This window comes from Paenibacillus sp. MER 180 (genome assembly GCF_023713665.1).
Classification (GTDB): domain Bacteria; phylum Bacillota; class Bacilli; order Paenibacillales; family Paenibacillaceae; genus Paenibacillus_B; species Paenibacillus_B suaedae.
Genome location: NZ_JAMAVT010000012.1, coordinates 191124 through 216558 on the forward strand (window position 1 = coordinate 191124; position 25435 = coordinate 216558).

Here is a 25435-nt window from a genome sequence, read left to right on the forward strand (position 1 = left end):
TGGAGGTGTTCATATGGAAAAGGACATCAACTATTACATGAGTCTTCCTTATACGCAGCGTGTAAACCGCGTAGAGGATGAGGATGGTGCGTATTTCTTTGCGAAAATCGAAGAACTTCAAGGATGTCACACTGACGGTACCACAGCAGAGGAAGCTATTGTGGAGCTGCAGCAGGTTATGCGTGACTATTTAGAGGTAAAGTTGGAGATGGGCGCTTCTATACCCGAACCAACTGGGCTTCCTTCGGGAAAGTTCCCGTTGCGGCTCCCTAAGTCGTTACATGCTGAGCTTCAACAGATGGCCGCGCGTGAAGACGTTTCTCTCAATCAGTTAATGGTGTATATTCTTTCAAAAGCGGCAGGATCAAATGAAGAAGCTGCAGCACTAAACTAATTAATTAGGCTCTCGCCAAACGGCGCAGAGTCTTTTTTATTGACCATGTTAAGGAGGTGAACTTGAAAAATGGCGTATAAATTGACTGATGCAAAAATCACGCATCTGTCGCTCGTTGATAAAGGCGCGAATGGGCGCCCATTCGCCATTATCAAGGAAGAGGGGAAGGAACCGCTGCAGAAGGATATTCGAATTACAAAGGCGGACAAGGCTCGACAGATTGTTTACGGTGTGGTGTATGAACCAGATGTAGAAGATGCTCACGAGGATACGATGACCGCTGACGAAATTGAAAAGGCGGCTCACGGCTTTATGGAGCGTCAAAACACGTACAACATTGATAAGCAGCACGACCTTGATGCTGACAAGGGCTATGTGGTCGAGTCATACATCGCTCCGGTTGATATGCAGTTGGGTGATCAAGAGATCAAGAAGGGCTCTTGGGTGGCTGGTGTGAAGGTGTTGGATGATGACACTTGGGAGCAGATCGAAAAAGGTGAGATTACCGGCTTTTCGATGTTTGGCGCTGGTAAGCGTGAGGAAATGGAAGAAGAGGAGGTATCAAAGGGGATCTTGAGGAAGATAGCCAAAGCACTCGGCTTGATTGAAAAAGGAGCCGTAGCCAACAAATATAACGCGAACCGAAAGAACCGAGAATTCTGGGCTGCACAAGATGCCTTGAACTCGGTTCTTTTTCGTTGGGATGTATGGGAAAGCGGCATGGAGACGGATGCGGAAGTAATTCGTGAAGCTTTACAGGATTTTGTTGAGATTGCGCAAGATGTCCTGATTCAAGATGACATCGTTAAGGCCATTGGTCAGCCACCAGAGCAGATTGCGAAGGCTGGTAAGAAGATTTCCAATGACAACATGAAGCATCTGGACGATGCAATTTCTGCGCTGACAGAACTCAAAAATAAGACAGCTCCCATAGAGGAGACCGAGGAGGAAGAAGAAATGAAAGCAGAAGATATTGCAAAAGCTGTTGCCGCTGCTGTGGCACCAATTTCAAAACAGGTTGAAACACTGACCGCTGAACTTTCCCAATTGAAGAAGGATGAAGGTGTCAATGGAGAGGCTGCCGCCGCTGCTGGTGAGGCAACCGCAACACCAGAACAAGCGGCGTTGGAAGATACCATTGCCAAGGCATTGGAGCCAATCACAGGGCAAATTCAGACGCTTGCGGAAGATGTGCAATTGATTAAGAACAGTCGTGGTGGTTCGTTACAAGAAGGCGGGCAAGACAACATTATCAAGGCGGATACCGGAGTAAGCTTCGGCAATTTGCTGTAATTAAAAAGGGGGAAGTCAGTATGAGAACAAACGGTCAGATTATTAAAAAATCAACAATCGTATCATCGATGGACAGTACCGCAATGAACTATCAGCAGGTCGATAAGTTTATTGAGATGGCCTACGAATCGAATAGCTTCTTGAAAGGTATCCGTCATGAAACGCGTACATCTGCAAAAGGGACGATCGACAAAATTACGGTAAGAGGTAGAAACCTGCGAAGCAAGAAAGAGAATGTTATGGCAGGGAATTTGGCAACACCAGAATTCCCGCAAGTGCCGTACGCGGTAGAGCCGGTAGTATTGCCGTTTGAAATTACTGAAGAGTTGATTCGCCAGACACAACGTGTTCGTGGTCAAGATGCAGAAGATATTATCATGCGTGCCATGACAAGTAACTACGGCGAAAACATGCAAGACATTGGGTTTAATGGTGATGTAGCAACACCTAGCACCGATCCAGATCATGAATTCCTGAAAATAAATGACGGATGGTTGAAGCTTGCACGTACCAAAGCAAACTACATCGATTGGTCAACGCTTAAAGATCCGCAAAAGAAAGGTGTTCTATTCGAGTTGGAACGAGCAATCCCTACTCGTTTCCGTTCAGGTGGAACTTTTAAATTCTTCATGCATCCGAACACCTATAGTAAACGACTGCAGAAGTTGGCCGAGCAGGATACTAGTACATCCATTCAACTTCAAATTATGGGTGGCGTGAAAAAGGTGAACTCCTACGATGTTGAAGAGGTTTGGAGCATGCCTGAGGGTGCTCTCTTGTTTACGTATCAACCAAACTTCGTCATGGTTCATACGTACGACATGCAAATCCGTAAGACGACAGAAGGGAAAGAGGCAATCTATGCGGACAAGCGATTCTATGCTATCCATTCGGACTTCGACCCGGTATTTGAAGAGCCGCAGGCAGTAGCTTACGTGGAAGGAGTGGAATTCTAATGCCATTCGTGACATATCAGGGGGAGAACGCCTCCCTAACTTTGCACGGTATTCGTTTTGAACCGAAAAAGCCGATTGAAGTAGATGAATCCATCGTCAAGAAGCTCATGGAGCGGGCAGACTTTGAAGTAAGAGAGGAATTCCACATTCCTTTAGAAGACCTAACGGTTGTTCAACTCCGGGATAAAGCAAAGGCAGCGGGAATTGAAGGTTTTGCCGACATGAAAAAGGCAGAACTGATCCAGGCGCTACAGGGTGAAGAAGATGCTGACTTCGTCACTCCTTAAAAAGCGGAGCCTGGTCAGTGTCGTTCAGGACGCGGGGGAGGAGCGGTTGGAACAGTACATTGATGATGCCGAGACGCGGATCGAATTATTCCTACCAGTCCCCTTCCCAGAGCAGCCGGACAAGCATATTATGCTTGCCTGGACGAAGTTAGCCGAATCACTTGCGTTACAGGATAGCGAGGAGTATCTTGCTGCAGTTGCTCGGAACTATGCATCCGAGAGTGATGGAGCTTGGACATATACAAGACAATCAGTACATGGCAAGACAACTGGCAATGTTGACGTAGATGCAATCCTCTCGCAGTGGATATCAAAGCGTCAAAATGGCAGTGTGAAGGCATATGTGTTATGAACCATCGATTTAATACACCTCTTGCTGTATACCGTGTGGGCAGCAAGAGGGATGATGATGATTTGTTCAACGATCGTAAATCAGGGAAGGTATTGGATCTCAAATGCTTTGTCATCAAAAACGAGACATCTGAAAAGATGGACAGCAAACCTGTCGTATACGTCATCAAGAAGACGGTAGGCATCCCGAAAAAAGCAGACGTTCGGTTCAGCGATGAGGTACTGCTGCACGGTCGTCGCTATCTCGTTATTGATTCGCTTCCTCGCCGTTACTGGCGGGAACTCCTTGTGACATGTGAGGTGAAGGGACATGAGCGTGCATGATTTCGATGGACTCGCCAAGAGATTCAAAAGGCTGGGCGATGATGGGATGAACAAAATTTTGCGTAACATTGCTGAATCAGTCGGGGAAACCCTGCTGAACCTCATCATTGATGAAATCGATCGGCAGGATCTTATCGATACCGGTGCCATGTGGAACTCCTTTACTCGTGGCAGCGAGGGGAACGTCTGGGAATGGGACGTAGACCGTAACGCTATCACGCTGGAAGTAGGGAGCAATCTAGGAGGCGACCGTAACGATCCGGAGAAGTGGCCATACCCTCGCTTACTTAACGAGGGATACACCATTCACAAAACCCACTTTGTTCCGGGCTATTGGAACAGCGGCGGCTCATTTGTGTACGATCCAAGCGCAAAAGGCGGATTCATGGCAAAGCCCAGGTCGTTCATTGGCCGCCACTACTTTGACATTGCTGTAAAAGAGCTGGAGGGTGGGATTAACCAGCTAATCATGAAGCGGCTGGAGATTGAATTGGGGAGGCTGTTTGCATGATGGACGTGGGCTTGAAAGCATGGGCTGAAATTGTACGGCGGGTGTATCCGGATCTTCCTATCCTGCGTGATAGGTCGCGATGGATGGCTGGCGATTTCGAGCGGCCTTCCGTATTTATCGAGACGGATCTTGTTTCGGATCGGGTTCACACGCCGCAAGCCGACCGAATCATCGAGGATGTGGGGCTTGTCTTTCACTTTGACAAGGAGCGAGTAGCTGAGGAAGACGAAGGGGAACCAATCGCCTTTGATTTGACTCCCTTCTTCACCTACCTTCGCCAGAAGCGCTTCTGCGTGGCGTCTGAGCGATTCGGTATCATGATGGTTATTGAGCCGCCGCAGCTCAGGCCGAAAGCCGATCAGGTGGAATTCACCTGCAGATATTCGTATCTGTTGCATGTGGATCGAGTTTCGGAGACGGGTGAGAAGATTAACCACTTTTACATTGAGCATGAAGGAAAGGAGATCAATGCATGACGGCGGAATATAACAAACGAAATAAGTATGAATGGATTGAGGGCGCAGCCGCCTTGAAGCACGAACGCTTCGAGGTGGCAGGCGCCCTTTTTGATTGTTCGGATGCCGCTCTGCTGACAAAGGGAGAAGTGGCTAGGAAACTGGATGCTTTCTTGCGTCCTGTATCTACTCCTGCTGCAGTGCCAGAACAGGTGTCTACAGACAGAAAACCGAAACGAACGAAGGAGGAAACAGTGAATGTCGATTCAACGGAATAGACCAGGCGCATATGTGGAGCTGCACGCATTGGCAAAGGCACGCGTAATCCCGAATATGGGGCGCGTATTGGTGCCGTATCAGGCCGAGTGGGGGCAACCGAATCAAGCCGTAGATATGGCCGACGATTCGGAACGACTCCTTGAGACAGGCAAGCTAGTAGATGTAGTTGAACTTGCTGCTGAAAAGGGCGCTACCGTGATTGGTTACAGGGTAACTAATGGCGATGAAAAAGCGGCCAACGTCACGGTAGCGGATAGCTATACGATAGAAGCACGCTATGAGGGATCACGCGGTAACGATTTCGAATATATGATTCGCTCGGCGCTTGCCGACCCGTCGAAAAAGGAGATCGTGATCCGCGACACTAAAGGCGTGTATGACACTGAAACATACATTGTAGTGGACAAGGCTGACGCTGCTGTAAAGCTGATTAAATCCGCAATGGTACGATTCCAAGAGATTGGAGCGGTGGATTTAGCTGACGTGGCATTCACTAAGATGACTGGCGGGAAGACAGGAACAGCGCCGATTACTGCATCTGACTGGAGCCGTATTTTCAAACGCGTCGATGGTCTGACCTTTGATGTATTCTATTTGCCCGCAACTGATCCTGCTGTACAGGCAGCTGCGAAACAATGGCTTCTTGATCGCAGAACGAAGGCGCGAAAGTTGGCACAGTTGGTGGTTGCTGGCGACCCGGCGATGGATGATGACATTGAGGTGCACAACGAGCGCAGCCGTGCTATGAATGCACGCTACATCATCAACTGCTCTATAGCCGGTAAACACATCAACGGAAAGACATACAGCTCTGTTGAATGGGCAGCGTGGGTAGCTGGACTTGTGGCCGGTACGCCAGCGAATCAGTCGTTCACTGGCACCAAAGTTCCAATGACGCTGGCTAAGGTGGATTGGAGCCACTCGGAAGTCCTGAAGGGGCTATCGGAGGGAACATTGATGGCGACGCGTGATGGTTATGACTACATCATTGAATCGGCAGTCAATACTCTATCAACTCTTGCTCCGGGGGAGCGTGAGGATTTCGGGAAGATCCGAGTCTCTATGACGATTGACCAGATGTTGAACGACATTTATGCCGCTGGCAAACGGAATAAGGCGAAGCTGAACAACGATAAGGAAGGCCGCGCTATGTTCATTGCGGAGGTTATCGAATACCTTAAAATCCGAGCACAACAAAAGGCAATTGCTGAAGGCTTCGTGTTTGAGGAGCACCCTACTAAGAAGAGTGAATTTGATTATGCCTTCTTCACGTTGCTAGCGAAGCCGTTGGATGCAATTGAAGCATTCTACATTGACTGGGAGGTGGCATAGTAGATGGAACGCGAGTTGATTGGACGGAATCTATCCGTACAGGATGACCACGGTGATCCTGTACAGACTATTAAGGAAATCGAGGTCACCCTCAAACCAGAGACACTGGACATTGTACGTGCTAGACGGATGAGTAAAACAAAGCAGATCGTGGGGTATGAGATCCCCGTGAAGCTAGTCATGTCAAAGCTTGAATCCCGGTTGCGGTATCGTTTGCTAGAGCAGTTCAAGGCAGGTAAGACAATGTTTCTTGATCGCATCACCGGCTCCATCGAAGATATGCAGACTGGGAACACGGAGCGGGTACTGATTACGGGTATTCACATCCATGATGATATGGATATCCTGATTGCAAAAATCGACGAGAATAAGGGAATTGATATTACGTTATCGGGGACAGCGACAGATTTTGATTTTGTCGAGAAATTCCCAGACTATATGGCTTAACACTGCTTTATCCTCACACTGTTATGTTAAAATGGTTGTAAAAGAAAGTAATTCCAGAAAGGTTGAAGTAGTGTGGCGGATAAATTCTCCTTTGACAAATATTTTTACGAGCCTCAACGTGTGGAGGATATAAAGGACTCGGCGTATGTTGTTCTAGATTCCAGTGTTCTGCTCTCGGCGTATCAATGGAAGGAAGTCACTTTAACAGAAGTCTTGGAGGTAATGAGAGAATTATCTAATGATGGGCGATTAAAAGTACCTTCTCATGTGTTTAAAGAATTTATTGATCAGAGACCTAAAAAAATTCTTGAAATTATTCAAAGAATTGATAAGGATCTGCATTCACGGCTTCATAAGCCTCCAAAGTTAGAATCACTAGTCCCATTTTTAGACATGTTAGAAGGATCAGATGATTATTATCACGCAGAGAGATCCTATTTAGAGGCATATGATTCATATAGAAAAAAAACTTCCGATTTATCAAACAGAGTAAAGTCCTTTCTTCAAAGTGATCCTGTTCTTAGCATGTTGAAAGAAATTATACAGGACAGCTTTTTTGATTTGCCTGAGGAAGTCTATAGAAATATAGACTCAGAGGCAAAAGAAAAAGCAAACAAAAAAATTCCTCCACTAACTGGTGGGGATGCAGGGAAAAAGGAAAACGCTTTTGGGGATTTTATAATCTGGAAGCATATCTTGCATTTAGGTAGAGAAGTTATATTTGTTTCTGCTGACAAGAAAGATGATTGGGTGTTAAAAGATCACCATGGTAATATTCTCTCACCACGAAGAGAGCTAGTAGAGGAATTCTATGAAATCAACAACGAAAAAACCTTTACCATTCTGTCTCCGAAGGAATTTGTTGCTCTATATAAACCAAATGTAAGCGGAAGGGTTTCATTCGATTTAGAATTCGATAAAAGAAGAAGAGTAGAGCTTTTTGATGAGTTAAGTAAAGTTTTTAATGAGCATGATCCAAGTGGCCTATACTCTTTAACTGATGAGATAGACGAGTATAGGCCAGAAATAGAACCTCTAATAGAAAAAATGCCTGGATATCAGACAAAAGAAGAGATTGCGGGTCTGATAAAAAAAATATTTGATGACAAGCTATCGGAATTTGGTAAGCCCTCAGAGAGGTACTACGATATAGCTGAAGAAGTTCTTTTAGTTAAACAGAAGTATCAAATAAATTAATAATGATGGGACAGCCGGTTACGGTTGTCTCTTTTTTATTTACTAAGGAGGAGAATAATATGGCTGATAAACTGCAGAGATATCTCGATAAAGGTAAGAGTGGCCACAAAGGCGATTTTATCAATGTTCCAGCCGACGGTGAGGAATGGTCTGTGAGACGACTGACTACAATTGATGTTCGCCGGTCATATGAATTAGCCTACGATGAACACGGGGATTCAAAGGGCACATACAACGAGATTGATGTCATGATCGTAAAGGCAACGGAGCATGACTTCAACTGGAACGATCTCGAATTGCTCAAGGCTTTCAATTGCACAGAAAAATTTGAACTGCCACCGCGATTGCTGGATAATCCAGACGATTATGCAGCACTAAGTAAAGCGGTCCGTAACTTTCAGGATACCAAGGATGCACTGTTGAAAGAAGCAAAAAACTCATCCGGCAAGACGGAGAAGCAAGCTGGGTAGCATCTTTTTGGATTAATCAGAAGCGGCTGCCAGCAGAAGTCTTGCCTTATGACGTTGACAAGGAACGACAATATTATTTCTGCCTTGCGGCCAGCATGATCGCAGAGCAGGAAAGGGAGAAACAAAGAAAATAGAGCGGGAAGGGGGTGGATATTATAGCTACAGCACGAGTGACGGTTCCATTTGAAGCCAAGGATCTTATATCCGGCGCTGTACGTAACATGCGCAGCATGATCCAGAGTGCGACAGATGATCTGTGGGATTTCAGACGAGCATCAGGGAATATGTTCGATGATTTTGTATCGGGTGGTCGTCGTGCACGAGAGACGGCAGAAGACCTAGGCAGACGGGTAAACGATGTCCGGGATGAAACGCGCCGCCTCGGCAATACGCATGTAGATGACCTGTTCCGTAGGGCTCGGCGCGGTGCCGACGATTTGCGTTCATCTGTAAATCGTGCAGAAGGCGAAATCAGAGGCATGAGTGATGCTCGTGTCCATTTACGCGCACGTGATGATGTCAGTCCAGTACTAGATGGAATCTCGTCGAAAATAGGAGCTATTGCTGCTACTGCTGGCACACTTATCTTAGGCAGTGGGGTAAATGACGCGATGTTCGGCGGTGTGATGGATTATCATACTGCTGCAGCACGAAGCGCAGCTCTCCTATCGCCTACAGAACGTGCTCAGGGTTTAGGTGCAGTGGACGAGCTGTATAAGAAAGGGATGATTTCATCTCGGTCAGAGGGTGCCAACCAGTTGGCCAACGCAGCTCCGCTTGTAAAGGACAAGTCCCAAATAAGCGATTTCGTAACTCAATCTGCAAAAATGCAGACAATCACGCCTGACGCCAGCTCAGAAGAAATTCACCGAGCGTTGGCTCAATCGGCGGATACGTTCAAAGAAAGCTATCAGTCAGTTGCTGATAGCATGATGTACGCTTATAAGAGGGTTGGTGACCGTCAGCAGGATCTTTACGATACCTTTTGGGAGTATTCGGGTTATTTCAAAAATACCGGGGCATCATCTGCTCAAATGTCGAATTTCCTCGTCCGCAGTGTTGAAGAAGGCAGCTTCAACTTTGACAAGCCCGCCGACTTCTTCAAGGAAGTTTTCGGGGTTAAAGCCTTGGATAGCGGCGACATGGCAAAGTACTTCGAACAGCGTGGTTCAGGGAAAGCGGAAGCGGAGCGTCAGGCGGAGGCGTTTACCGGGGACATTAACTCAGGGAACGACCAACGAATGAAAGGGGCGCTCATGGCCCTGCTCGGAGACCTTTCCAGCCAATCTCCGAATGACTTGAAACAATCACTCGTTATGCTCGGTTCGGCAACGGCTGAGGACAACGGTATTGCTGCAATAAAGAACTTTGGAACCGCATTTGATAAAGCACCTAGCGATATCGCCGGAACCACGGATAGAATGGTTCAGACTCAACTGGCTGCGAATCCAATGCAGGATATGATCGAAACTAGGCGGCAGATGGATCTTCAGATGCAGGAAATTGGTTCGAACATATCGACTGCCGCGCTTCCGATGTTAAAAGAGTTCAATTCATTACTAACTGAAAACAAAGATAATATTCAAAGCTTAGGTAAAGAGGTGTCCGGTTTTATCTCAGGATTGACCAAATTTTATAAAGAACACTTTAATTTGATTAACGGGATACTGGGGACTATTGCTGGCGGATTTCTGTTGAAGAAAGGTGTGGACTTCTCAAAGGGAACTTGGAAATTCGTTAAGGACATCGGTAACTTTGGGATGAATGCCCGTAGACAAGTTGCTTCTGGTGGACGTTCAGTATGGGAACGTGTGCGCAGGAAAACGGAACCACCACCGCCCGTTCCGACACCTGCAGATCGTCTCAGAGGAAGGCAACTTACTAGATTTCAAAATAGGCGAGGCTCAAGAGCAACTGACGTCTTTGACTCCGTGCGCTCGTTCTCTTCAATGACTATTCAGGCATCCCATGTGTTCGTCAACGGACCGCTCGGTGGTAACGGCGGCGGTATTGGCGATGTGGATGGCCGAGGCAGCGGTCGGAGAGGAAGGGGAAGCGGCGGCGGGAGAGGTGGCGGTCGTGGATCTAGATTCCCTGGATCGAGGGAAACGTTTGGAGGGAATGGTTCTCGGAGTAATGAACCAATCCGCGTGCAGCGTGCGCCACGTCCTGACCCGATTCTAGATCCAGCGCCTCCAAAACGTGGATTTTTAGGGCGTATGAAAGACTCTGGATTATTTACGTCTACTAAAGGACTTGCAAGAAGCGCAGGAATTCTAGGTGCAGTTACTAGCGCTGGAATTGGTGCATACAACATGTATGAAACCGCGAAGGATGTCGGTTGGAGAGAAGCTGCATCGACGCAAGGTGGAGCAGCCGTGGGTGGAATAGCAGGCGGTGCAATCTTGGGTGCTGTAGGCTCAATTGCTGGCCCTGTTGGATCGATGGTAGGTGCCAGCATCGGTAACTATGTGGGCGAGAAGCTAGGCAGCTGGGCTGATTCTAGCGGTCTGACTCGGAAAGTTGTAGACAGCGCGATTGCAGTTAAGGATACAGTAGTGTCTTGGACGAGCAGTGCTGCTGATTCGATCTCGGGCGCTTTTGGAGATTTTACGGACTGGATCGGGATTACGGAATCGAAACCACCGGAACCTCCACCACCGCCACCGAAAGCTGAGATTACTTTCGGTAATATAACGCCAGATGCAAAAAAGAGAATCGAGGAAGTAGCTTCTCAATTCACTTCAACGCTGAAAGAAAAAGGATGGAAAGAAGCTTTTTCTGGTGTGATGGATCAGCCAGAAGTGAAAAACACAATTCAGGGATTTGAAAGCATTGGAAAGCACCTTTCCACGACCTTCTCTAGTATGTGGAAGGGCGGGGACAGCCAGAAGGCGAAGCAGGGCGTCGATGAAGTAGGCATAGCAGCGCAACAGTCTGCTGCCAAGTCCAAGGAGCTCGGCAATACAACTAAGAGCAGTACAGACCTCATCGTTCAAGGTACAGCTAATGCTAAACAAGGCATGGCAGGGGTAGGTGCATCGGCTAAGACGGCAGCGGACGAAACAAAGCAACATCTGTCTTCTATCCAATCTGTCGTAAGCCAGAGCAGCAGTTGGGGAAGTAACTTAATCTCGATGATGACTTCAGGTATCAGAAGCAAATTCCCATCCCTTACTACGGCGGTCAGTGAAGCAGCAGGAGTAATTAAGAACTTTCTTGGCTTCCATTCTCCTACGAAAGAAGGGCCAGCCAGTAAGTCCGATCGATGGGCTGGCAACTTCGTTTCGATGTTTGCCGACGGACTGGATGCTCGTCCAATTCGCGATCGCGCAAATATGATCGCGGGGGCACTGCGCCCGCCGATGACGCAAACCATGCCGGGCAGCACTTCAGGCATTTCGTCAGCAAATACACTTAGCCAAGGAGCAGGGAAAGTTACTGCAGCTCAAGTGATGATTCAAAATGTAACCTTCGATTTCGGTGAGATGGCTAAGAACGTCACCAATTTCACGGAATTTGCGAAAATGCTGACCAGCTCAGAAGGTCGGGCATTGGTTAGAAAAGTATTTGGCGAAGAGTTGTACAAAGCGATTGAGAATGGGGGCTAGGTCATGCTAGCACTATCGCAAGGTAAAATCCGTATGACCTTTCCTATCACCCCCGCAGAAATAACAGTCTCAGCGGGGAATACGGTTGATGCATTCAGCGTTATAACTGGAGAAGAACGCACAGGTAGACCCGTTTCCAAAGTGAAGCGGGTCTCTTTTTCTGCCATACTCCCGCGTAAGTGGGAGAACATCTGGGAAAAGGATAAGAAGCAAACAGTCACATATAAAACACCAGAGATAACGTGGAAGCTGCTAGAACAATGGAAAGGAAAGCCGGTTGTATTTAATTTTGAAAATCTCATTTCCCAGACCATGCTGCTTGAGAGCATGGAGGGCACATATAAAGACGGTCAAGGGAACCTACATGTGTCTATTTCTTTGGTGGAGCATAAGCCGGTTAAGATTGTTTCGTACAGCAATTCTAAACAGCTTCTTAAGCCCGGTACGATCATTACGAAGGCTTCGAAAAGCCGTCCGAATACGACAGGGAAAAAGGATAAGAAAAATAAGAAGGACAGTAAAGGGAAGGACAAAGATAAGAAGAAGGATGCAAACGCAAAGGGAGACTTTGATTATATTGCACAAAAAGAGAGAATAGCGGACAAAAACAACAACGTGAAAGGCGGGAAATAGAATGAAGGGCATCGCGGTTTTGTATGGAAAGGAGAAGGCTCGTCAAATCCTTACAGACGCGATAACCGAGCTTTCTTGGAGTTCCTATAGGTCTGAGATATGTCGGAGCATGAGCGTGCGGCTCCGAGGTGCATCTGAGATCAAGGTAGCGGGAATGTTGATGTGCTTTGCGCAGCAAGGCGCTGAGTTGAAATTGAATGCAGCGAACCAGTTTTTCCATGGCCCAATCATTCGGTATGAGGTGGACGAGTTTACAACCGATTGGGAGATTGAAGCTCGCGATGTCGGGTGGTACCTGACAAAGAACAAAGGCACCCGGCCTTACCTAAAGGGGGAAGCTGGCAGCGAGCTGCAACGGTACATAAAGACGGCAGGCGTTGATTTCAGGTGTCCTAAACTCGGGTTTAATCTGGATGAACGATACGGTACGATGACGCACTCAGACATAATAATCGACGTGTTGCAAAAAGCATATGAACGTACCGGCTATCATTTTTACGTAGATGTTGTTCGAACTGATCAAAGCTTTTATTTTCAAGTTGGGCGGGAGGGGACGAATACCCGCGTACCTATTTTCGTGCCTGAACAGATAGAATCCAGCTCTGCCGGATATACGATCGAGGATACATATACGGTGGTAACAGCTCAGAAGTGGAAGGATGACAAGGTATCTGTCGCTGCAACAAAGAGCGACCCCGGAGCTATTAAAAGCCTTGGTCGCATGGAGGAAATAATAGAGGTAGGCGAAGACGAGAAGCCGGCCACGGTGGCAGAGCAGCGTCTGAAAAGCCTATCGAAGCCAAAGCAACTCAAAAAAATAACCGTAAGGCATGAAGACCATTCCCTTGCGAAGTTGCGGGCTGGATGGCTTGTAATGTTAAAAACGGATCATGTATCTAAATGGATCGTGGAGAGTGCCCAAACAAGCGTGAAAAACGGTATGTATGTGGTCAAGATGGAACTGGAAAGGAGGGAATGAACGTGCTGAGCGAGGCCTTGAAACTGATGCGCCAGAAGACAACGGATCATATCGATGCACGCGATGCAGAGCGGGGGACACTACTGGCATGGCCAGTTAATCCGAAGGTGCAGGTTGACGGCGATGAAGTGCCTTACGAGGCTGGCAAGCTTGTATTTGCGGAGTATCTGCTTGAACGCCGTATCGAGAAAGTAAAAATCGAGGTTGAAACGGGGCCGAAGGAAGTAGCAGGAACAACGTTGACCGGCAGCTTCGTCATTCCTAGTCCTCTGAAGTCGGGCGATCGTGTCATTGTGTCGCGATTGACCGGGCAGCGGTACTATGTGCATGGGAAGGATGTGAGCGGCAGTGGTGGATGAAGGAACACTATTTCCTGAGATGGATCTATCAGATATCGATGAGGTTGAACTGACGGAAACCGTGCCATCGGAGACGAAATGGACGTACATGATTGACTACCGAAATCGATGTGCGATCCTTACAGATGAAGGGTTGCCGCGAAAGACCAGAACCTATGAAGAATATTTGATCCAGACCACCATGAAGATCCTCAATACTGAGCGATTTCAATATACCGTATATGGTGAGGATATCGGCGTACAGAAATCTGAATGGCCGGCATGGGAAGATATTGAGATTCAGCGGGATATCGAAGAAGCACTAACTGCCCATGTAGAAATACAGCAAGCAGAGGTACTATCTATGACTCGAGACAGTCAGGACATGCACCTTCGAATTAAACTGACCGGAGTATCTGGAACCGCGGTAATGGAGGAGACAATCTGATGAGCATAAAATTGACCGACTTACCGAAGCTTCCGCCTATGCCTATCTTGGAGGAAACCCCAGACGAAATCTATCGTCGGTGGGTAAACCGGGCGATTGACATGGCTAAGGATAGGGGGCTGCCTCCTCCACCAACGGACGAGGGAGAGTACTTTTATGATCTTTGGTATCCCCTCGCGCAAGAAATCGCGGAGCAGCAAGAGCTATGGACGTATGGATTCATACAAGCGTTCCCGATATGGGCTGATTCGGAGTTTCTGGATGCTCATGCATGGGCAAATGGTGTGGCCAGAAAAACTGGTGAAGATGATGACGCCCTCCGCATGCGAATGCTTGAGCAGTCTTTTGCTGAAGAGGGCAGCGGTCGGCGGAAGGATTACGAAACGTGGGCGAAAGAAATTGAGGGTGTTGGTGGTGCTATTGCGAGAGAAAAGGAACGCCACGATAATTCTATTGACCTGTATTTGACGGATCTTGCTGGTCAGCCGATTACGCCGGAGTTCGCGGCCAAGGTTAAGAATATGATGTGGGAGGAAAAGCGAATTGCTGGCCATGATTTGGAGGTTCATCCGGCACCAGTATTTACGTTACGAATCGAAGCACGTCTGGCCACGATCGAAGAACTCACGAAATTGGCCGAGCAGATCCGGAAGCGAGTGCTCGATTATGCGAATGGACGAACTTCACTTATATACAACTACATTGCTGCGTTGCTTCTTGTTCCAGGCGTTGAAAACTATTCCGATTTTAAGCTGAACGGTGATGAGAAGGATGTCGAGATCCCTACGACATCAGTCCTCCAGGTTGAGGTGATTCTCACATGATTCCATTGAAATACCGACAGGCGCTGCCGCCATACTGGTATGAGATAGACATGGCCGACCGCCATTTTTCGGTTATGGAGGAGGAAATGGACGGTCGAGAAAAAACGATCGATGACCTGGGCAATCAGTTCTTGCTGCAGCATGCAACATGGGCACTTTTAGTTTGGGAGTGGATCTACTTCCAAGCCATGCAATCAGGTGCCGATGCTCAACGGCGTGAAGCAATTCGAAAAAAGAAATTAGCCAGTAAGCCGTTCAAACTTCCAGTTCTTCGGGCTATTGGGGAACAGCATGGGAAATTAATACGAGTTGAAGAGGATTTCTTAGCTAAAGAGATTCGCTTTGATTTTTCAGCGGAGAAACCCATCGACCTGAAGAAGTTCTATCAAGATTTTGAATATATCCGTCCTGTGCATGTGCGTAAAGCAACTACGTCCGTTCAAACCGAAATAGAAACGATCGTTGTAAGTGGTCAGGCTAATTATTTTACTTTTGACTTTCCTATATGTGGACTTGAAATGCCTACGGTGTGAGGAGGGATAGAACTTGGGAGTAATTATTAAACCAGCTTTAATAGATCACATCATTAAGGATATGAGTGATAAATTTGACCATGCCATTGTTAATGTTGATGGGAAGATGGAGCGTTATCCCATTCATAACACGAGCATATCCGGTCAAACTGTACGAAAATATGTTTTTGTGCAAGATTCTGATGCTATAGGAAAAACGATTCTTGGAGCCTCCTTAAAAGATAAGGACGGAAACGAGTTAATTAGTCAATCTATGAAAATATCAAAGAGCAACAAAGGCTTCTTGATAAGCTTTGAGTTGGAGGTGAAGGTGAATGTATAAAAAACAGGAGTGGAAAGATGAAATCCCTGACTTATCCAAGCCCATTCTGGATAGCACGGGAAAACAGAAAGTGGATCCTCAAACAGGACGCCCTTTATGGGAACTAGTGCAGGAAGGTACACGTATTACATCTGCTCGATTGAATCACATGGAAGATGGTATTCAAGCGGCTCATGACTCGATTAATAATATTTCGCAGTCGCTTACTCCGGAAGCAATCGGAGCTGCGAAAAAGGCGGACTTGGACACACTCCAAAAAAATAGCGTAAGTATTAAGACGAGTACCAGTAAGGATTTCAACACGTACCGAGAACCGGGGCTGTTCTTTGTGGGGAGCCTATCTGAGTACACCAATGCACCTTCGAGTGATGGCGGGTTCAGTTGGGGGATCTTGCGTGTAGAGACGCTAGGGACAACCGCCTATGTGGCTCAGTCATATACATGCGTTTTAAATAATGTCACCTTTACGCGCTCAAAAGCAGAGGATTCAACGGGTAGAGGATGGGAACCTTGGCGAGCGACCTCCAAGCTTGATTCTGACGGTGTGCTAAGACTCAGTAAATGGCTAGATATTAGATCAGACGGACCAGCAGCAAATTTGATCGGCAGCACTCATGTATACCAACAATTCTTAGTGGGCGATCAAAGAAAAGGTTATGTTGGGGCGGGTGACCCAAACGCACCTAATAACATAGCGGTTGTGTCAGACCATGGTGACACATTAGTAAATGCCAAAACTAACATTTGGTTAAACGCTTCTGCTGGAGCTATACATTGTAATGGTCGCAATATTTTATGGGAAATAGACCAGGTAAAGCAATCTGGAGTTAATGCCAAACAAGGCACGGTGGATGCCCTTAACTCCAAGTCGGTAGCGGCGTCCATAAATGATTCTTGGCCTACGTTGAATGGTAAAATCGGAACACTACATGGAAGAAGAGATGATAGGTTCGTTGCTGAAGGTTCATCTGGTATGAATGGTGTGAATGAATGGATGTACACTTCATTGGGTGCTATACCAGCAGGAGTGACACAAATCCTATTCAATACCCGTACAACTGACACATGGGGAGCCACTTATGTTACATTCCCACAAAATGGAGGCTGGTCATCTCAGGCAAAGTTGCAATTGATAGACAAGAATGGAACGATTGCAACAATTGCAAATTTAAGGGGAAGTAACTATGCACTTTCTAGAATAGTGATACAGAGTATAACCTATTCACCAATCGATGGAAAGTTGTATTGTAGCATTGGATATCACTTAAATGGAACACCCAGTGGCTTCTCTACTGGTTTGGAAAATGTCGGTACGCTGGATAATAGTGGTCAAATACAGATTCGGTTAGATGTATTTAATCCCGATCGCCAAGTTGATTACAAACTTGACATGGACCAAATAATGTACTTATAGGAGGGTTGTCAATGACTGATACTGCGACTATTGTATACAGGATAAGCACAAAATACGGTTTCATTGTTCAAATGATTGCTTTTAATGATTACACGTTGAATTTCTACAAGGAGCATTATCCAGAGTCAGACGGTTGGATGTACTACGAAATTGAAGCTGATTATGACAATTTGCCAGTAATTGCTGAAAAAGTCCCAGAACATTGGATGGATAAGACGTTTTACGGGTTGAAACGGATATGGGATGAGCCTAACCTCGGGTTTCATCAAAGGTACATGAACTGGCATAGTGTAAGCTTCGATGAAGTCGATCCATACGTTGACCCGCCAGCACCAGAAATAAACGGCTGAGGTTCAAGATTTTTTACTATTTACAAATTAAGGACGAGCGCCATGCCGTATAGGTGGCGCTTTTATTATGCCCTCATGGCAGCGTGGGGGCTATTTCCATTTCAAAGGAGGATTTTTTATATGGATCGCTTTGTTGATTTTGTTGGTCAGCTCGTCGGTGAGTATGGCCCTAAGCAAATTGTGTTTGCTAGTAGCATTGCAGCCAGCGGTGGGGTGGCGGCATTCTTATTCGGAGGTTGGCCGCTGCTGTTGCAGGTGTTGCTAATCATGACGGTAGCTGACTTCATCACTGGTATTATTGCCGGTGGAGTAGAGGGGAAGCTGAAAAGCAAGGTTGGGCTTGTTGGAATCGCTAGGAAAGTATTCATTTTTGTAATTGTCTCATTAGCTCATCAAGCAGACACGGTTCTCGGCGATCAGCACATGCTGCGAGATGCAACCGTGTTTTTCTATATGGCGAATGAGATGTTGTCAATTGTTGAAAATGGGGGACGTATCGGCGTTCCTATTCCGAAGGTGATTCGCCAGACAATAGAAGTCCTGAAGGGGAAAGGCGGGGAAAACGATGATTAAATGGGGAGATTATGGCTTCACCGTAACAAGTCCATTCGGGAGTCGACGAGATCCCATTAATGGCAAAACAGCAGAACATACGGGCATTGACTTGGTTAAGGCGCATAAAGCGCCTATTTTTGCGTTTACTGACGGTGAGGTTGTCCATGCAAGAATGGGACAGTCTGGAACTGGATTCGGGAATTTCGGGAATGTTGTAGCCATAAAAGACCAGCGCGGCGCACTGCATTGTTACGCACATTTGGATTCCTGCAGCGTGAAGTCCGGCCAAAAGGTTGCTGCAGGGCAAGAAGTGGGGAAGCAAGGCAACACGGGCAGAACAAACGGGAATGGCGCTGCTAATGGAAAGGGATCACACCTTCACTATGAAGTACGGACAAAGGCCACGCCATCATTTGGATTCGGTAGCCATACCGATCCATCTGCTTATCTATCCAAATATCTTGAACAAGGGAAGGGGACAAGCAAGATGAAACCAACAGATTTCATTGCAAAGATCGCACCTGCGGCCGTGGAGGATATGAAGAAAACAGCCGTACCGGCCTCCTTGACGATTGCACAAGCTGCACTCGAAAGCGGGTGGGGAGGTAGTGGACTGACGGTCAAGGCGAACAACCTATTTGGTATAAAGGGAAGCGGGCCAGCAGGTAGCGTAAAGATGCCAACAACCGAATACCGACCAGACGGAACATCGTATCAAATACTTGCTAATTTCAGGGTGTATCACAACTGGGCTGAGAGCATTGGGGATCATTCCAAGTTACTTGTCAACGGCACCACGGACGACCCAAAGAGATACCATAAGGTTCTCAATGCGGATTACAAAACTGCATGTGTTGAGGTATGGAAAGCAGAATACGCAACTTCACCTGAGTATCCCAAATTGCTTATTGATTTAATTGAGCAGCACAAGCTAGATAAGTACGATCAAATGGGCAAGGTTGAAAAAGCTACAGTAGAGCTTAACGGCAAGAAAATTGCCGATGGTACATTCCTGAACGGGCTTGTCACAGTGCCGATACGAGACATGGCCGAAGCACTAGGTGCAAAACTTGTATGGGACAACATCAAGAAAATAGCGACGGTAAACGGGAAGAAGATTGTTGGGGTACAGGTTGTAAATGGACGAGCCATTGCGCCTGTCCGCGAAGTGGTTGAAGCTGCAGGCGGTCGTGTGGCGGCATGGGACGGGCTGAAACGTGCGGTCACTATTCAAAAATAGATAACTAAATACATTTATATCAATGTATTTACAATTTTAACCTATCGAGGTAATATAATGATAGATATATATACTATATCAAGAAAGGAAAGTGATTAAATGAAACCAGTGCTTATGTTAAGAAATAATCAGTTCTTTAAGGTTTTGTTTTTAATGGTTCTTGTTTTCTCTCTTGGCGTTGCTTCAGTAGGTGCAGCAGTTGACGAGAAAATGATCTATGGTCCTAATGAATTCTATGGCCTGGATCAAGGAGGGGTAACAACAAAGTACTTTGAATCTGATGGTAAGAATATTCAAGTTAATGCATATGCATCTAAAGATTACTCGAAGGATAAAGGTACTTATACAATTACTTTATTGAAATTTAGTGACTCTATTGGTAAACCTGTATCACAGGGCTCACAATCATTTACGTATCATCCCGATCAACCTACCTATGTAGGCACATGGAATGGAGTTGGCAAGGGGAGATATGCAGTAACAATACAAAGAGAGAAGTCAGACACAGGCACAATAAGTGGTTCTTTAACGGTATACGCCAAATATTAAATTAATCATTATCAACTTGTCGAGAAACCCTGTTTTTTAGACGAGTGTTCTGGACGCAGTTTATAAACAGCAACAAGAGCCGCGGGATTCACACGGCTCTTGTTGCTGTTTATCTTTCTGTCTCAAATGTGATCGTATTCCCGTTACTCGTTGAGACGATAGTGCCTTGCTCATCGGTTCGAAAGACCTTTACTCTTGCCTCGTTTAATCTATCCATTACCACATCTTTTGGGTGCCCATATTTGTTATCCTTGCCAACGCTGATTACCGCATACGTTGGATGAATGGCTTTTAGGAACTCGGCTGACGTAGACGTATCCGATCCGTGATGCCCGACTTTGTATACATCTGCTTTTAAATTCGCACCGCTGTTGACCATGTCGGTTTCGCTTTTACGCTCAGCGTCCCCTGAGAATAAGTACGATGTATTTTTGTATGTAACCTTAAGAACTGCGCTCCATGCATTCAAGTCCTTCCCGTAGTCTCCGACTGGAGCAAGGAACTCAGCCGTAACTCCATCTAGTGGCAACTCAAGCCCTGCCTTCGCCGCCTTGATTTTCAGCCCGCGATTTTTTACAGCCATCAAGAAATCTTTATACGTCTTTGTTGTGTGCGACACTCTAGGCGCATATACGGACTTAACTGGTATTGCATCGATCACCGTATCCAGTCCACCGATATGATCGGCGTCAGGGTGAGTGGCTATGACTGCTTCAAGTTCCTTCACCCCGTACTGTTTCAAATAGTTGACCACGTTCTCACCTTGACCATTGGTGCCTCCATCGATCAACACATTCTGCCCGTTTGGCGTGCGAATTAGGGTTGAATCTCCCTGCCCAACGTCTAAATAATATACCTGTAGCGTGCCGGTTGGCTGCTGCTTTGGTGCCTGAGGTGCTAACGTTTCCTTGGTGCTGACAGTTGTTATACCTCGATTTGGAGATGTGCAGCCGGCCATAAGAATAACTAGGATTAGTCCGTATATGTATATTCTATTTCTCACTTTTACCTCGCATATTGGCGGATTTAATAAGGCTCATGATATTGTCAATCGTACTTTGTTCGTATCCAGCTAACCAAGCAATCGTGCTAAGTTCATCCTTTGTGAGATCGCGGCCAATACAGGCCATAATACCTTCTACAAACGGTTTGTATTGATCTACCTGCCATTCCTCCATTACCAATCCTTCCGGACAATGAGAACGTGCGAGATCACGTTCAAACCATTCCGCGCGACCGCGACTGTTTACACCTTTATAGTGCAAGTCCATATAAACACACCTTTCTTAGATGATACAATTACCAATTAGATTATATTAAACACGGCGGATTATTTATCCTTCATTTGCAGATATCCGCGACCATCGCCCCGAAGGGCTAGGTTTCGGCTTGTATCCATCAGGCCACCGTCAGGCGGGGAAATTCATCACATATTTTTCACATGCATAGGGCATAGCTGAGCCACACACTAAGTAATTTTAATACTATATGGATGTACCTAATCGAAAGGAGGGATCTCATATGGGAGAAGTTCTTGGAGGATTCGGTGGTTCATGTGGTTTTGGTGGCTTTACTTCCATTGGTGTAATCTTGGTCTTGTTCATTTTGTTGGTTATCATTTCTCGTTCATTAATTTTTTAGTATCTAATCGATTACTTCCACAGCCCACCTCTTTAACCTCTTTAACGCTGAGATGATGTTTGATATACTGGAAATTCGTGGTACTTACCACGCGAAAAAGAGTCGTATGGGAAGGCATCCCTGCGACTCTTTAATTTTTTTCTTAACTACCTGAAATTCATTGTTTACTGTCATTTTCAGTAAGATTATGACTTGTTGTTTATCTATTCCATCGCTGCTGACAGCATATGTAGGTATTATGGTTTTGAAAAATCAGCCAAAGTTGAGAAAAAAGAGTATTGATAAACTCTTTTGAAAGTAAAGATAAAATAAAGATATCCAACTTGTCATTCCAATTCCAGATCAATCACAATATACTGCACCTTTTGGTGAACCGTTAGCTAAAAGAGGTTTGCGAATATTAATTCTATATTCGTAACCAATGGTGGTGGATAAGGACCGGGTAAGGGTTTCTTTTCCATTCAGACGTGTAATATTATCATCTAAATCCCACCAAAGTGCATCTGGGCTGGTTCTTCTTTGCACACTAAAGTTGCCTTCACCTGAATCGTTACTTACTGTTAATTTCATTGTTGTCTGAGTTGCTTTACATCCCTGGCTTAACCAGCCGTTCCCGGAAGAGATGTTTTCGTAAGTCCCTAAAAACACTGTCGCATTTGGATTTTGTGTTGCAGCAAATACAGCGCCTGCGGAGCTAAGGAGCAAAGATGTGCACATAAGGATAGATAAAACGGGTTTCAAACTTTTCTTCATAAAATTCACCTCACCAAGAAATAATTTAATTACTACAGTAATTTACCATGATATGGATAAATAGTAATTAGGTGTATTTTACCAATTTATGAGAAAAGTACAGTTCTTTTGAACTATTTTACTTCACTATTAATAAGGCTAAATATAAGTAGTAAATAACTGTTATATTTCTTCAATTCCTCAAACAAGTTGGGTATCAGTAAGAAACTAAGGTGTAGTACCTTGGTTCTTTTTTCGTATTGAAAGAAAACAAATGTTCGCATTATAATAAGAACAAACGTTCTTATGGAGATGATGAGCATGTATCTGGATCACTATGTTGGTAAGGAGATCGAGATCATTTATGAGGATCGAAAAGGAACAATCACACAGAGGCGAATTGTAGTGCGTAGAGTAAGAGACGGAGTAATTCATGCCACCTGCATGAAGGCTAAGGCTTGGCGACCGTTTAGAATCGAACGTATCTTATCCTGGCGACCTGTGAAGGGGAGAACAGCATGAAGGACTGGAGAGAGGAATTACGGAGTAAACCGGTTCCTATAAAGCAAGGGAAGTCACTATACCTTTGTAACTGTATGGCCGCAATGCGTGGCCGTTGGATAGACGGGGTATATATGTGTACACGGTGTAAGAAGCCTGTGTATAGTTGAACAAGAAAAGCCCCGGATTAGTCCGAGGCTTCATAATGTTATTTTATTGCTTCTTCAATTTGTGTCTTTAACCTTTTAATTTCTGTATCATCGCCACGCCCCTGTAATGAAGCGGCATATGCAGTAAGTAACATTTCTAAGTCGGCACATGCAGGACTCAATACGATTTTATCACTTTGATTGAGTTTAGATTCTTCTATTTCATTTCTTAAATTCCCTACACTTTCTCTAAACTCACGAGCGAATTTAGACCACCCAGCTGCATCAAACGATTCCGAGTGACTTCCATATGTATCCTTAATTGCTTTATATGATTCGATGATTTTATTTTTGTACTCTTTGATCATTGCACTGTGATCAACTTTTGTAGCCCCTTCAACTATAATTGATTTGGAGTAATTAACGGTTTTCCCCAAGTCGCCTTCCTTTACTAAATCACCTTTTAAATTTTCAGAGTTCTCTCCGATGATTTTTTTTACAGCGTCAGGTTGAACAGAAGCAATAGGCATTGTAACATCTACATTGTATGCACCAGATTCCAAAGCTTGTCCGTTGTTGGAGAACTCTTCCGTAATAAATTCATTGCTAGTGACTACGGTAGACGATTGAGCCCGAAATCCATTTTCATTGGATACTGTGATCATAAGACCTGTTCCATCTGGAAGATTGGTGGTTCCGGATAATGAGACTTTGCCAGCTGTCACATTCTCGATAATACTTAATTCAACATTAATATCTTTGGTTGTTTCCTTGTTGATACTCTTATCCACCGAGGTTGTGGTGGCTGGGGAAACAGGTGATACTGGCGCGACAGTCTTTTTGCCATCATCTAAAGCTGCCCCTATTGCTGCAGACGCAATAAATATAGCCAATAATATAAACCACCATCGTTTATATACCGGTTTCTTGGTTTTTGTAATAGTCATAAATATATCGCCTCCCTAAAGCTGAATATCTGGGCATATTGTACCATTATTAGCCATTTATAACTATGTAATTACTGTCAAAAATCATATTTGAGTTTAAGAATTAAGAAAAGCCTCGGATTACTTCCAAGGCTTTTGGCTTTATGCAACAGCAAAACCATAGTAAAGGAGATCCAGTTATTGTTCTGGATCTCCTTTTTGTCTTATGGAAATCTTCTAACAAAACTTCTAACAAAACTTCTAACATCCCACGGAACCAAAGGGAACCAACCGGAACTATAATCACAGGCTAATTAGGTATATTGATGCTTTTGGATCGTTGCGGAACCATGCGGAACTACTAGGTAACGCATTCGTAATGCGTGGGTCGGGGGTTCAATTCCCTTCTCCAGCACCATGTAATGTCGATAACGGCGCGGTTTCCGAGCAATCGGAGGCCGCGCTTTTCCCTTTTTCAAGTGCTTCATCTACCATTCATCTACCCTTTATCCAGATAAAGTGGATTTTCAGTCTCTATTTTCGTGCCAGTAATCGAATCGCCAATACTGCGTAGAACTGCCTCCTGCATGTTTGGCAAGACATGTGAATAGAGATCCGATTAATTTTATTGTTATAGGAGATCTAGTCAGTGACGTACTGTTCGATGGGCCCATAGGAAGGAAAAGAAAGCTAAATCCTTCAGGATACGATGGAAGGCATAGTATTAAAAGTTATTATGCTCAACTATAGGGCAAACGGTAATTTTTAACGTCATCTCACGTTGGTGGGCTATAAGAATCGATATTTCGTCATTTCCTCACGATTCCCTCCGGTTATTTATGCAAAAAATCCGACCGCGAGTTCTGGTATTCCGTGCCTATCCGCCGATATAAGCAGATTTCATTTAATAGCCACGGGAATGGAAGCTTAAACGACTGCGAACGTTGGCAGCCGGTTCCCGTGGACAAGCCCGCAGCAGGGGAACCATGGGTGCATCGGCAGAAAGGTGATAGTGGGCTGTCATAAAGTGGGTAGTATCGCATATGCGCCAGTCCGCGAAGTGGTAGAAGCTGCCGGAGGATGTGTCACGAATTGGGGCGGTCTTAAACGAATAGTGACAATACAAAAGTAATGATCATTAAAAATGGAAAAGATCCGTGAGGAGAGATGATATCCTCCACCGAAATTAGTCCATCTTAGATAGTCGGTAAAAAGCATCCATACTGTAAATGGATTTGATACAAGAAATAGGCTGCCGTATTGGCAGCCTCAGGCTGTCGAGAAAGTCTCGACAGCTATTTTTATATTCATTTATTTCAACACGACACCGCGTTAATGTTGTATAATTACGGTAATAAATGAGATCGGGAAGGTGTTCAAGAATGCTTCGTTCA

Annotated in this window: 31 protein-coding genes; 27 read left to right on the forward strand and 4 right to left on the reverse strand. The window is 45.5% G+C overall.

Translation table 11 applies throughout. From position 1 onward, the window contains the following. The first annotated feature begins 13 nt into the window (after positions 1-13). The 26 genes from M3661_RS19960 (at position 14) to M3661_RS20090 (ending at position 20092) form a co-directional block, all read left to right on the forward strand. Entirely contained in the window at positions 14-394 is a 381-nt protein-coding gene (locus M3661_RS19960) for a toxin-antitoxin system HicB family antitoxin (protein WP_251487869.1), read from the forward strand. Between the two features lie 69 nt (positions 395-463). Continuing rightward, positions 464-1687, forward strand: coding sequence for an XkdF-like putative serine protease domain-containing protein (locus M3661_RS19965; protein ID WP_251487871.1), 1224 nt, complete (start codon positions 464-466; stop codon positions 1685-1687). A 20-nt stretch (positions 1688-1707) separates the two neighbouring features. Next, the gene (locus M3661_RS19970) at positions 1708-2643 is read left to right on the forward strand and encodes a major capsid protein (RefSeq protein ID WP_251487874.1); all 936 of its coding nucleotides are present in this window, start codon (positions 1708-1710) and stop codon (positions 2641-2643) included. Further along, positions 2643-2930 carry a Rho termination factor N-terminal domain-containing protein gene (locus M3661_RS19975; protein WP_251487876.1) on the forward strand — a complete coding sequence of 96 codons (288 nt, stop codon included), beginning with the start codon at positions 2643-2645 and terminating at the stop codon, positions 2928-2930. The genes M3661_RS19970 and M3661_RS19975 overlap by 1 nt, the downstream gene beginning before the upstream one ends. Beyond that, positions 2908-3282 (forward strand): head-tail connector protein, encoded by a 375-nt coding sequence (locus M3661_RS19980; RefSeq protein ID WP_251487879.1) that lies wholly within the window; start codon positions 2908-2910, stop codon positions 3280-3282. The genes M3661_RS19975 and M3661_RS19980 overlap by 23 nt, the downstream gene beginning before the upstream one ends. Continuing rightward, positions 3279-3605: a hypothetical protein gene (locus M3661_RS19985; protein ID WP_251487882.1), complete on the forward strand. Its 327-nt coding sequence runs from the start codon at positions 3279-3281 to the stop codon at positions 3603-3605. The genes M3661_RS19980 and M3661_RS19985 overlap by 4 nt, the downstream gene beginning before the upstream one ends. Beyond that, on the forward strand, positions 3592-4116 hold the full coding sequence (locus M3661_RS19990; protein ID WP_251487885.1) for an HK97 gp10 family phage protein: 525 nt from the start codon (positions 3592-3594) through the stop codon (positions 4114-4116). Before M3661_RS19985 ends, M3661_RS19990 begins: the two co-directional genes overlap by 14 nt. Further along, the gene (locus tag M3661_RS19995) at positions 4113-4592 is read left to right on the forward strand and encodes a hypothetical protein (protein WP_251487887.1); all 480 of its coding nucleotides are present in this window, start codon (positions 4113-4115) and stop codon (positions 4590-4592) included. Before M3661_RS19990 ends, M3661_RS19995 begins: the two co-directional genes overlap by 4 nt. Continuing rightward, positions 4589-4849, forward strand: coding sequence for a hypothetical protein (locus tag M3661_RS20000; RefSeq protein ID WP_251487890.1), 261 nt, complete (start codon positions 4589-4591; stop codon positions 4847-4849). Before M3661_RS19995 ends, M3661_RS20000 begins: the two co-directional genes overlap by 4 nt. Further along, positions 4830-6182 (forward strand): phage tail sheath subtilisin-like domain-containing protein, encoded by a 1353-nt coding sequence (locus M3661_RS20005; protein ID WP_251487893.1) that lies wholly within the window; start codon positions 4830-4832, stop codon positions 6180-6182. Before M3661_RS20000 ends, M3661_RS20005 begins: the two co-directional genes overlap by 20 nt. Positions 6183-6185: 3 nt before the next feature. Next, positions 6186-6629 carry a phage tail tube protein gene (locus M3661_RS20010; RefSeq protein ID WP_251487896.1) on the forward strand — a complete coding sequence of 148 codons (444 nt, stop codon included), beginning with the start codon at positions 6186-6188 and terminating at the stop codon, positions 6627-6629. 72 nt (positions 6630-6701) lie between these two features. Further along, a complete protein-coding gene (locus M3661_RS20015) occupies positions 6702-7826 on the forward strand; it encodes a PIN-like domain-containing protein (RefSeq protein WP_251487899.1) in 1125 nt (374 codons plus the stop codon). Between the two features lie 59 nt (positions 7827-7885). After that, on the forward strand, positions 7886-8296 hold the full coding sequence (locus M3661_RS20020) for a hypothetical protein (RefSeq protein ID WP_251487902.1): 411 nt from the start codon (positions 7886-7888) through the stop codon (positions 8294-8296). A gap of 146 nt (positions 8297-8442) precedes the next feature. Continuing rightward, positions 8443-11907: a phage tail tape measure protein gene (locus tag M3661_RS20025; protein ID WP_251487905.1), complete on the forward strand. Its 3465-nt coding sequence runs from the start codon at positions 8443-8445 to the stop codon at positions 11905-11907. 3 nt (positions 11908-11910) lie between these two features. Then, positions 11911-12540 carry a hypothetical protein gene (locus tag M3661_RS20030; RefSeq protein ID WP_251487908.1) on the forward strand — a complete coding sequence of 210 codons (630 nt, stop codon included), beginning with the start codon at positions 11911-11913 and terminating at the stop codon, positions 12538-12540. A gap of 1 nt (position 12541) precedes the next feature. Beyond that, on the forward strand, positions 12542-13519 hold the full coding sequence (locus M3661_RS20035; protein WP_251487911.1) for an XkdQ/YqbQ family protein: 978 nt from the start codon (positions 12542-12544) through the stop codon (positions 13517-13519). A 2-nt stretch (positions 13520-13521) separates the two neighbouring features. Then, positions 13522-13878: a DUF2577 domain-containing protein gene (locus tag M3661_RS20040; protein WP_251487913.1), complete on the forward strand. Its 357-nt coding sequence runs from the start codon at positions 13522-13524 to the stop codon at positions 13876-13878. Further along, complete coding sequence (locus M3661_RS20045; RefSeq protein WP_251487916.1) at positions 13868-14305, forward strand: DUF2634 domain-containing protein; 438 nt, start codon at positions 13868-13870, stop codon at positions 14303-14305. Before M3661_RS20040 ends, M3661_RS20045 begins: the two co-directional genes overlap by 11 nt. Continuing rightward, positions 14305-15129, forward strand: a complete 825-nt coding sequence (locus tag M3661_RS20050) for a baseplate J/gp47 family protein (protein ID WP_251487919.1) — start codon at positions 14305-14307, stop codon at positions 15127-15129. The genes M3661_RS20045 and M3661_RS20050 overlap by 1 nt, the downstream gene beginning before the upstream one ends. Continuing rightward, positions 15126-15662 (forward strand): hypothetical protein, encoded by a 537-nt coding sequence (locus M3661_RS20055; RefSeq protein ID WP_251487921.1) that lies wholly within the window; start codon positions 15126-15128, stop codon positions 15660-15662. The genes M3661_RS20050 and M3661_RS20055 overlap by 4 nt, the downstream gene beginning before the upstream one ends. A gap of 13 nt (positions 15663-15675) precedes the next feature. Beyond that, a complete protein-coding gene (locus tag M3661_RS20060) occupies positions 15676-15984 on the forward strand; it encodes a hypothetical protein (RefSeq protein WP_251487924.1) in 309 nt (102 codons plus the stop codon). Continuing rightward, a complete protein-coding gene (locus M3661_RS20065; RefSeq protein WP_251487927.1) occupies positions 15977-17398 on the forward strand; it encodes a pyocin knob domain-containing protein in 1422 nt (473 codons plus the stop codon). The genes M3661_RS20060 and M3661_RS20065 overlap by 8 nt, the downstream gene beginning before the upstream one ends. Before the next feature lie 11 nt (positions 17399-17409). Beyond that, entirely contained in the window at positions 17410-17748 is a 339-nt protein-coding gene (locus M3661_RS20070) for a hypothetical protein (RefSeq protein WP_251487929.1), read from the forward strand. A 120-nt stretch (positions 17749-17868) separates the two neighbouring features. Beyond that, the gene (locus M3661_RS20075; protein ID WP_251487931.1) at positions 17869-18321 is read left to right on the forward strand and encodes a phage holin family protein; all 453 of its coding nucleotides are present in this window, start codon (positions 17869-17871) and stop codon (positions 18319-18321) included. Continuing rightward, a complete protein-coding gene (locus M3661_RS30825) occupies positions 18314-19543 on the forward strand; it encodes a glucosaminidase domain-containing protein (RefSeq protein WP_397376535.1) in 1230 nt (409 codons plus the stop codon). Before M3661_RS20075 ends, M3661_RS30825 begins: the two co-directional genes overlap by 8 nt. A 99-nt stretch (positions 19544-19642) precedes the next feature. Continuing rightward, the gene (locus M3661_RS20090; RefSeq protein ID WP_251487933.1) at positions 19643-20092 is read left to right on the forward strand and encodes a hypothetical protein; all 450 of its coding nucleotides are present in this window, start codon (positions 19643-19645) and stop codon (positions 20090-20092) included. A gap of 109 nt (positions 20093-20201) precedes the next feature. On the opposite strand, the gene M3661_RS20095 is transcribed toward M3661_RS20090, so the two are convergent. Further along, on the reverse strand, positions 20202-21095 hold the full coding sequence (locus M3661_RS20095; protein ID WP_251487934.1) for a ComEC/Rec2 family competence protein: 894 nt from the start codon (positions 21093-21095) through the stop codon (positions 20202-20204). Then, positions 21085-21363 carry a hypothetical protein gene (locus M3661_RS20100; protein ID WP_251487936.1) on the reverse strand — a complete coding sequence of 93 codons (279 nt, stop codon included), beginning with the start codon at positions 21361-21363 and terminating at the stop codon, positions 21085-21087. Before M3661_RS20100 ends, M3661_RS20095 begins: the two co-directional genes overlap by 11 nt. 250 nt (positions 21364-21613) lie before the next feature. On the opposite strand from M3661_RS20100, the gene M3661_RS20105 reads away from it, so the two are divergent. Continuing rightward, positions 21614-21733: a YjcZ family sporulation protein gene (locus M3661_RS20105; RefSeq protein ID WP_251487938.1), complete on the forward strand. Its 120-nt coding sequence runs from the start codon at positions 21614-21616 to the stop codon at positions 21731-21733. 342 nt (positions 21734-22075) lie between these two features. Here M3661_RS20105 and M3661_RS20110 read toward each other — a convergent pair whose 3' ends face one another. Together M3661_RS20110 and M3661_RS20120 are read right to left on the reverse strand one after the other, a co-directional pair. After that, positions 22076-22486 carry a hypothetical protein gene (locus M3661_RS20110; protein WP_251487940.1) on the reverse strand — a complete coding sequence of 137 codons (411 nt, stop codon included), beginning with the start codon at positions 22484-22486 and terminating at the stop codon, positions 22076-22078. A gap of 688 nt (positions 22487-23174) precedes the next feature. Next, positions 23175-24062: a hypothetical protein gene (locus M3661_RS20120; RefSeq protein ID WP_251487946.1), complete on the reverse strand. Its 888-nt coding sequence runs from the start codon at positions 24060-24062 to the stop codon at positions 23175-23177. Positions 24063-25435 lie beyond the last annotated feature (1373 nt).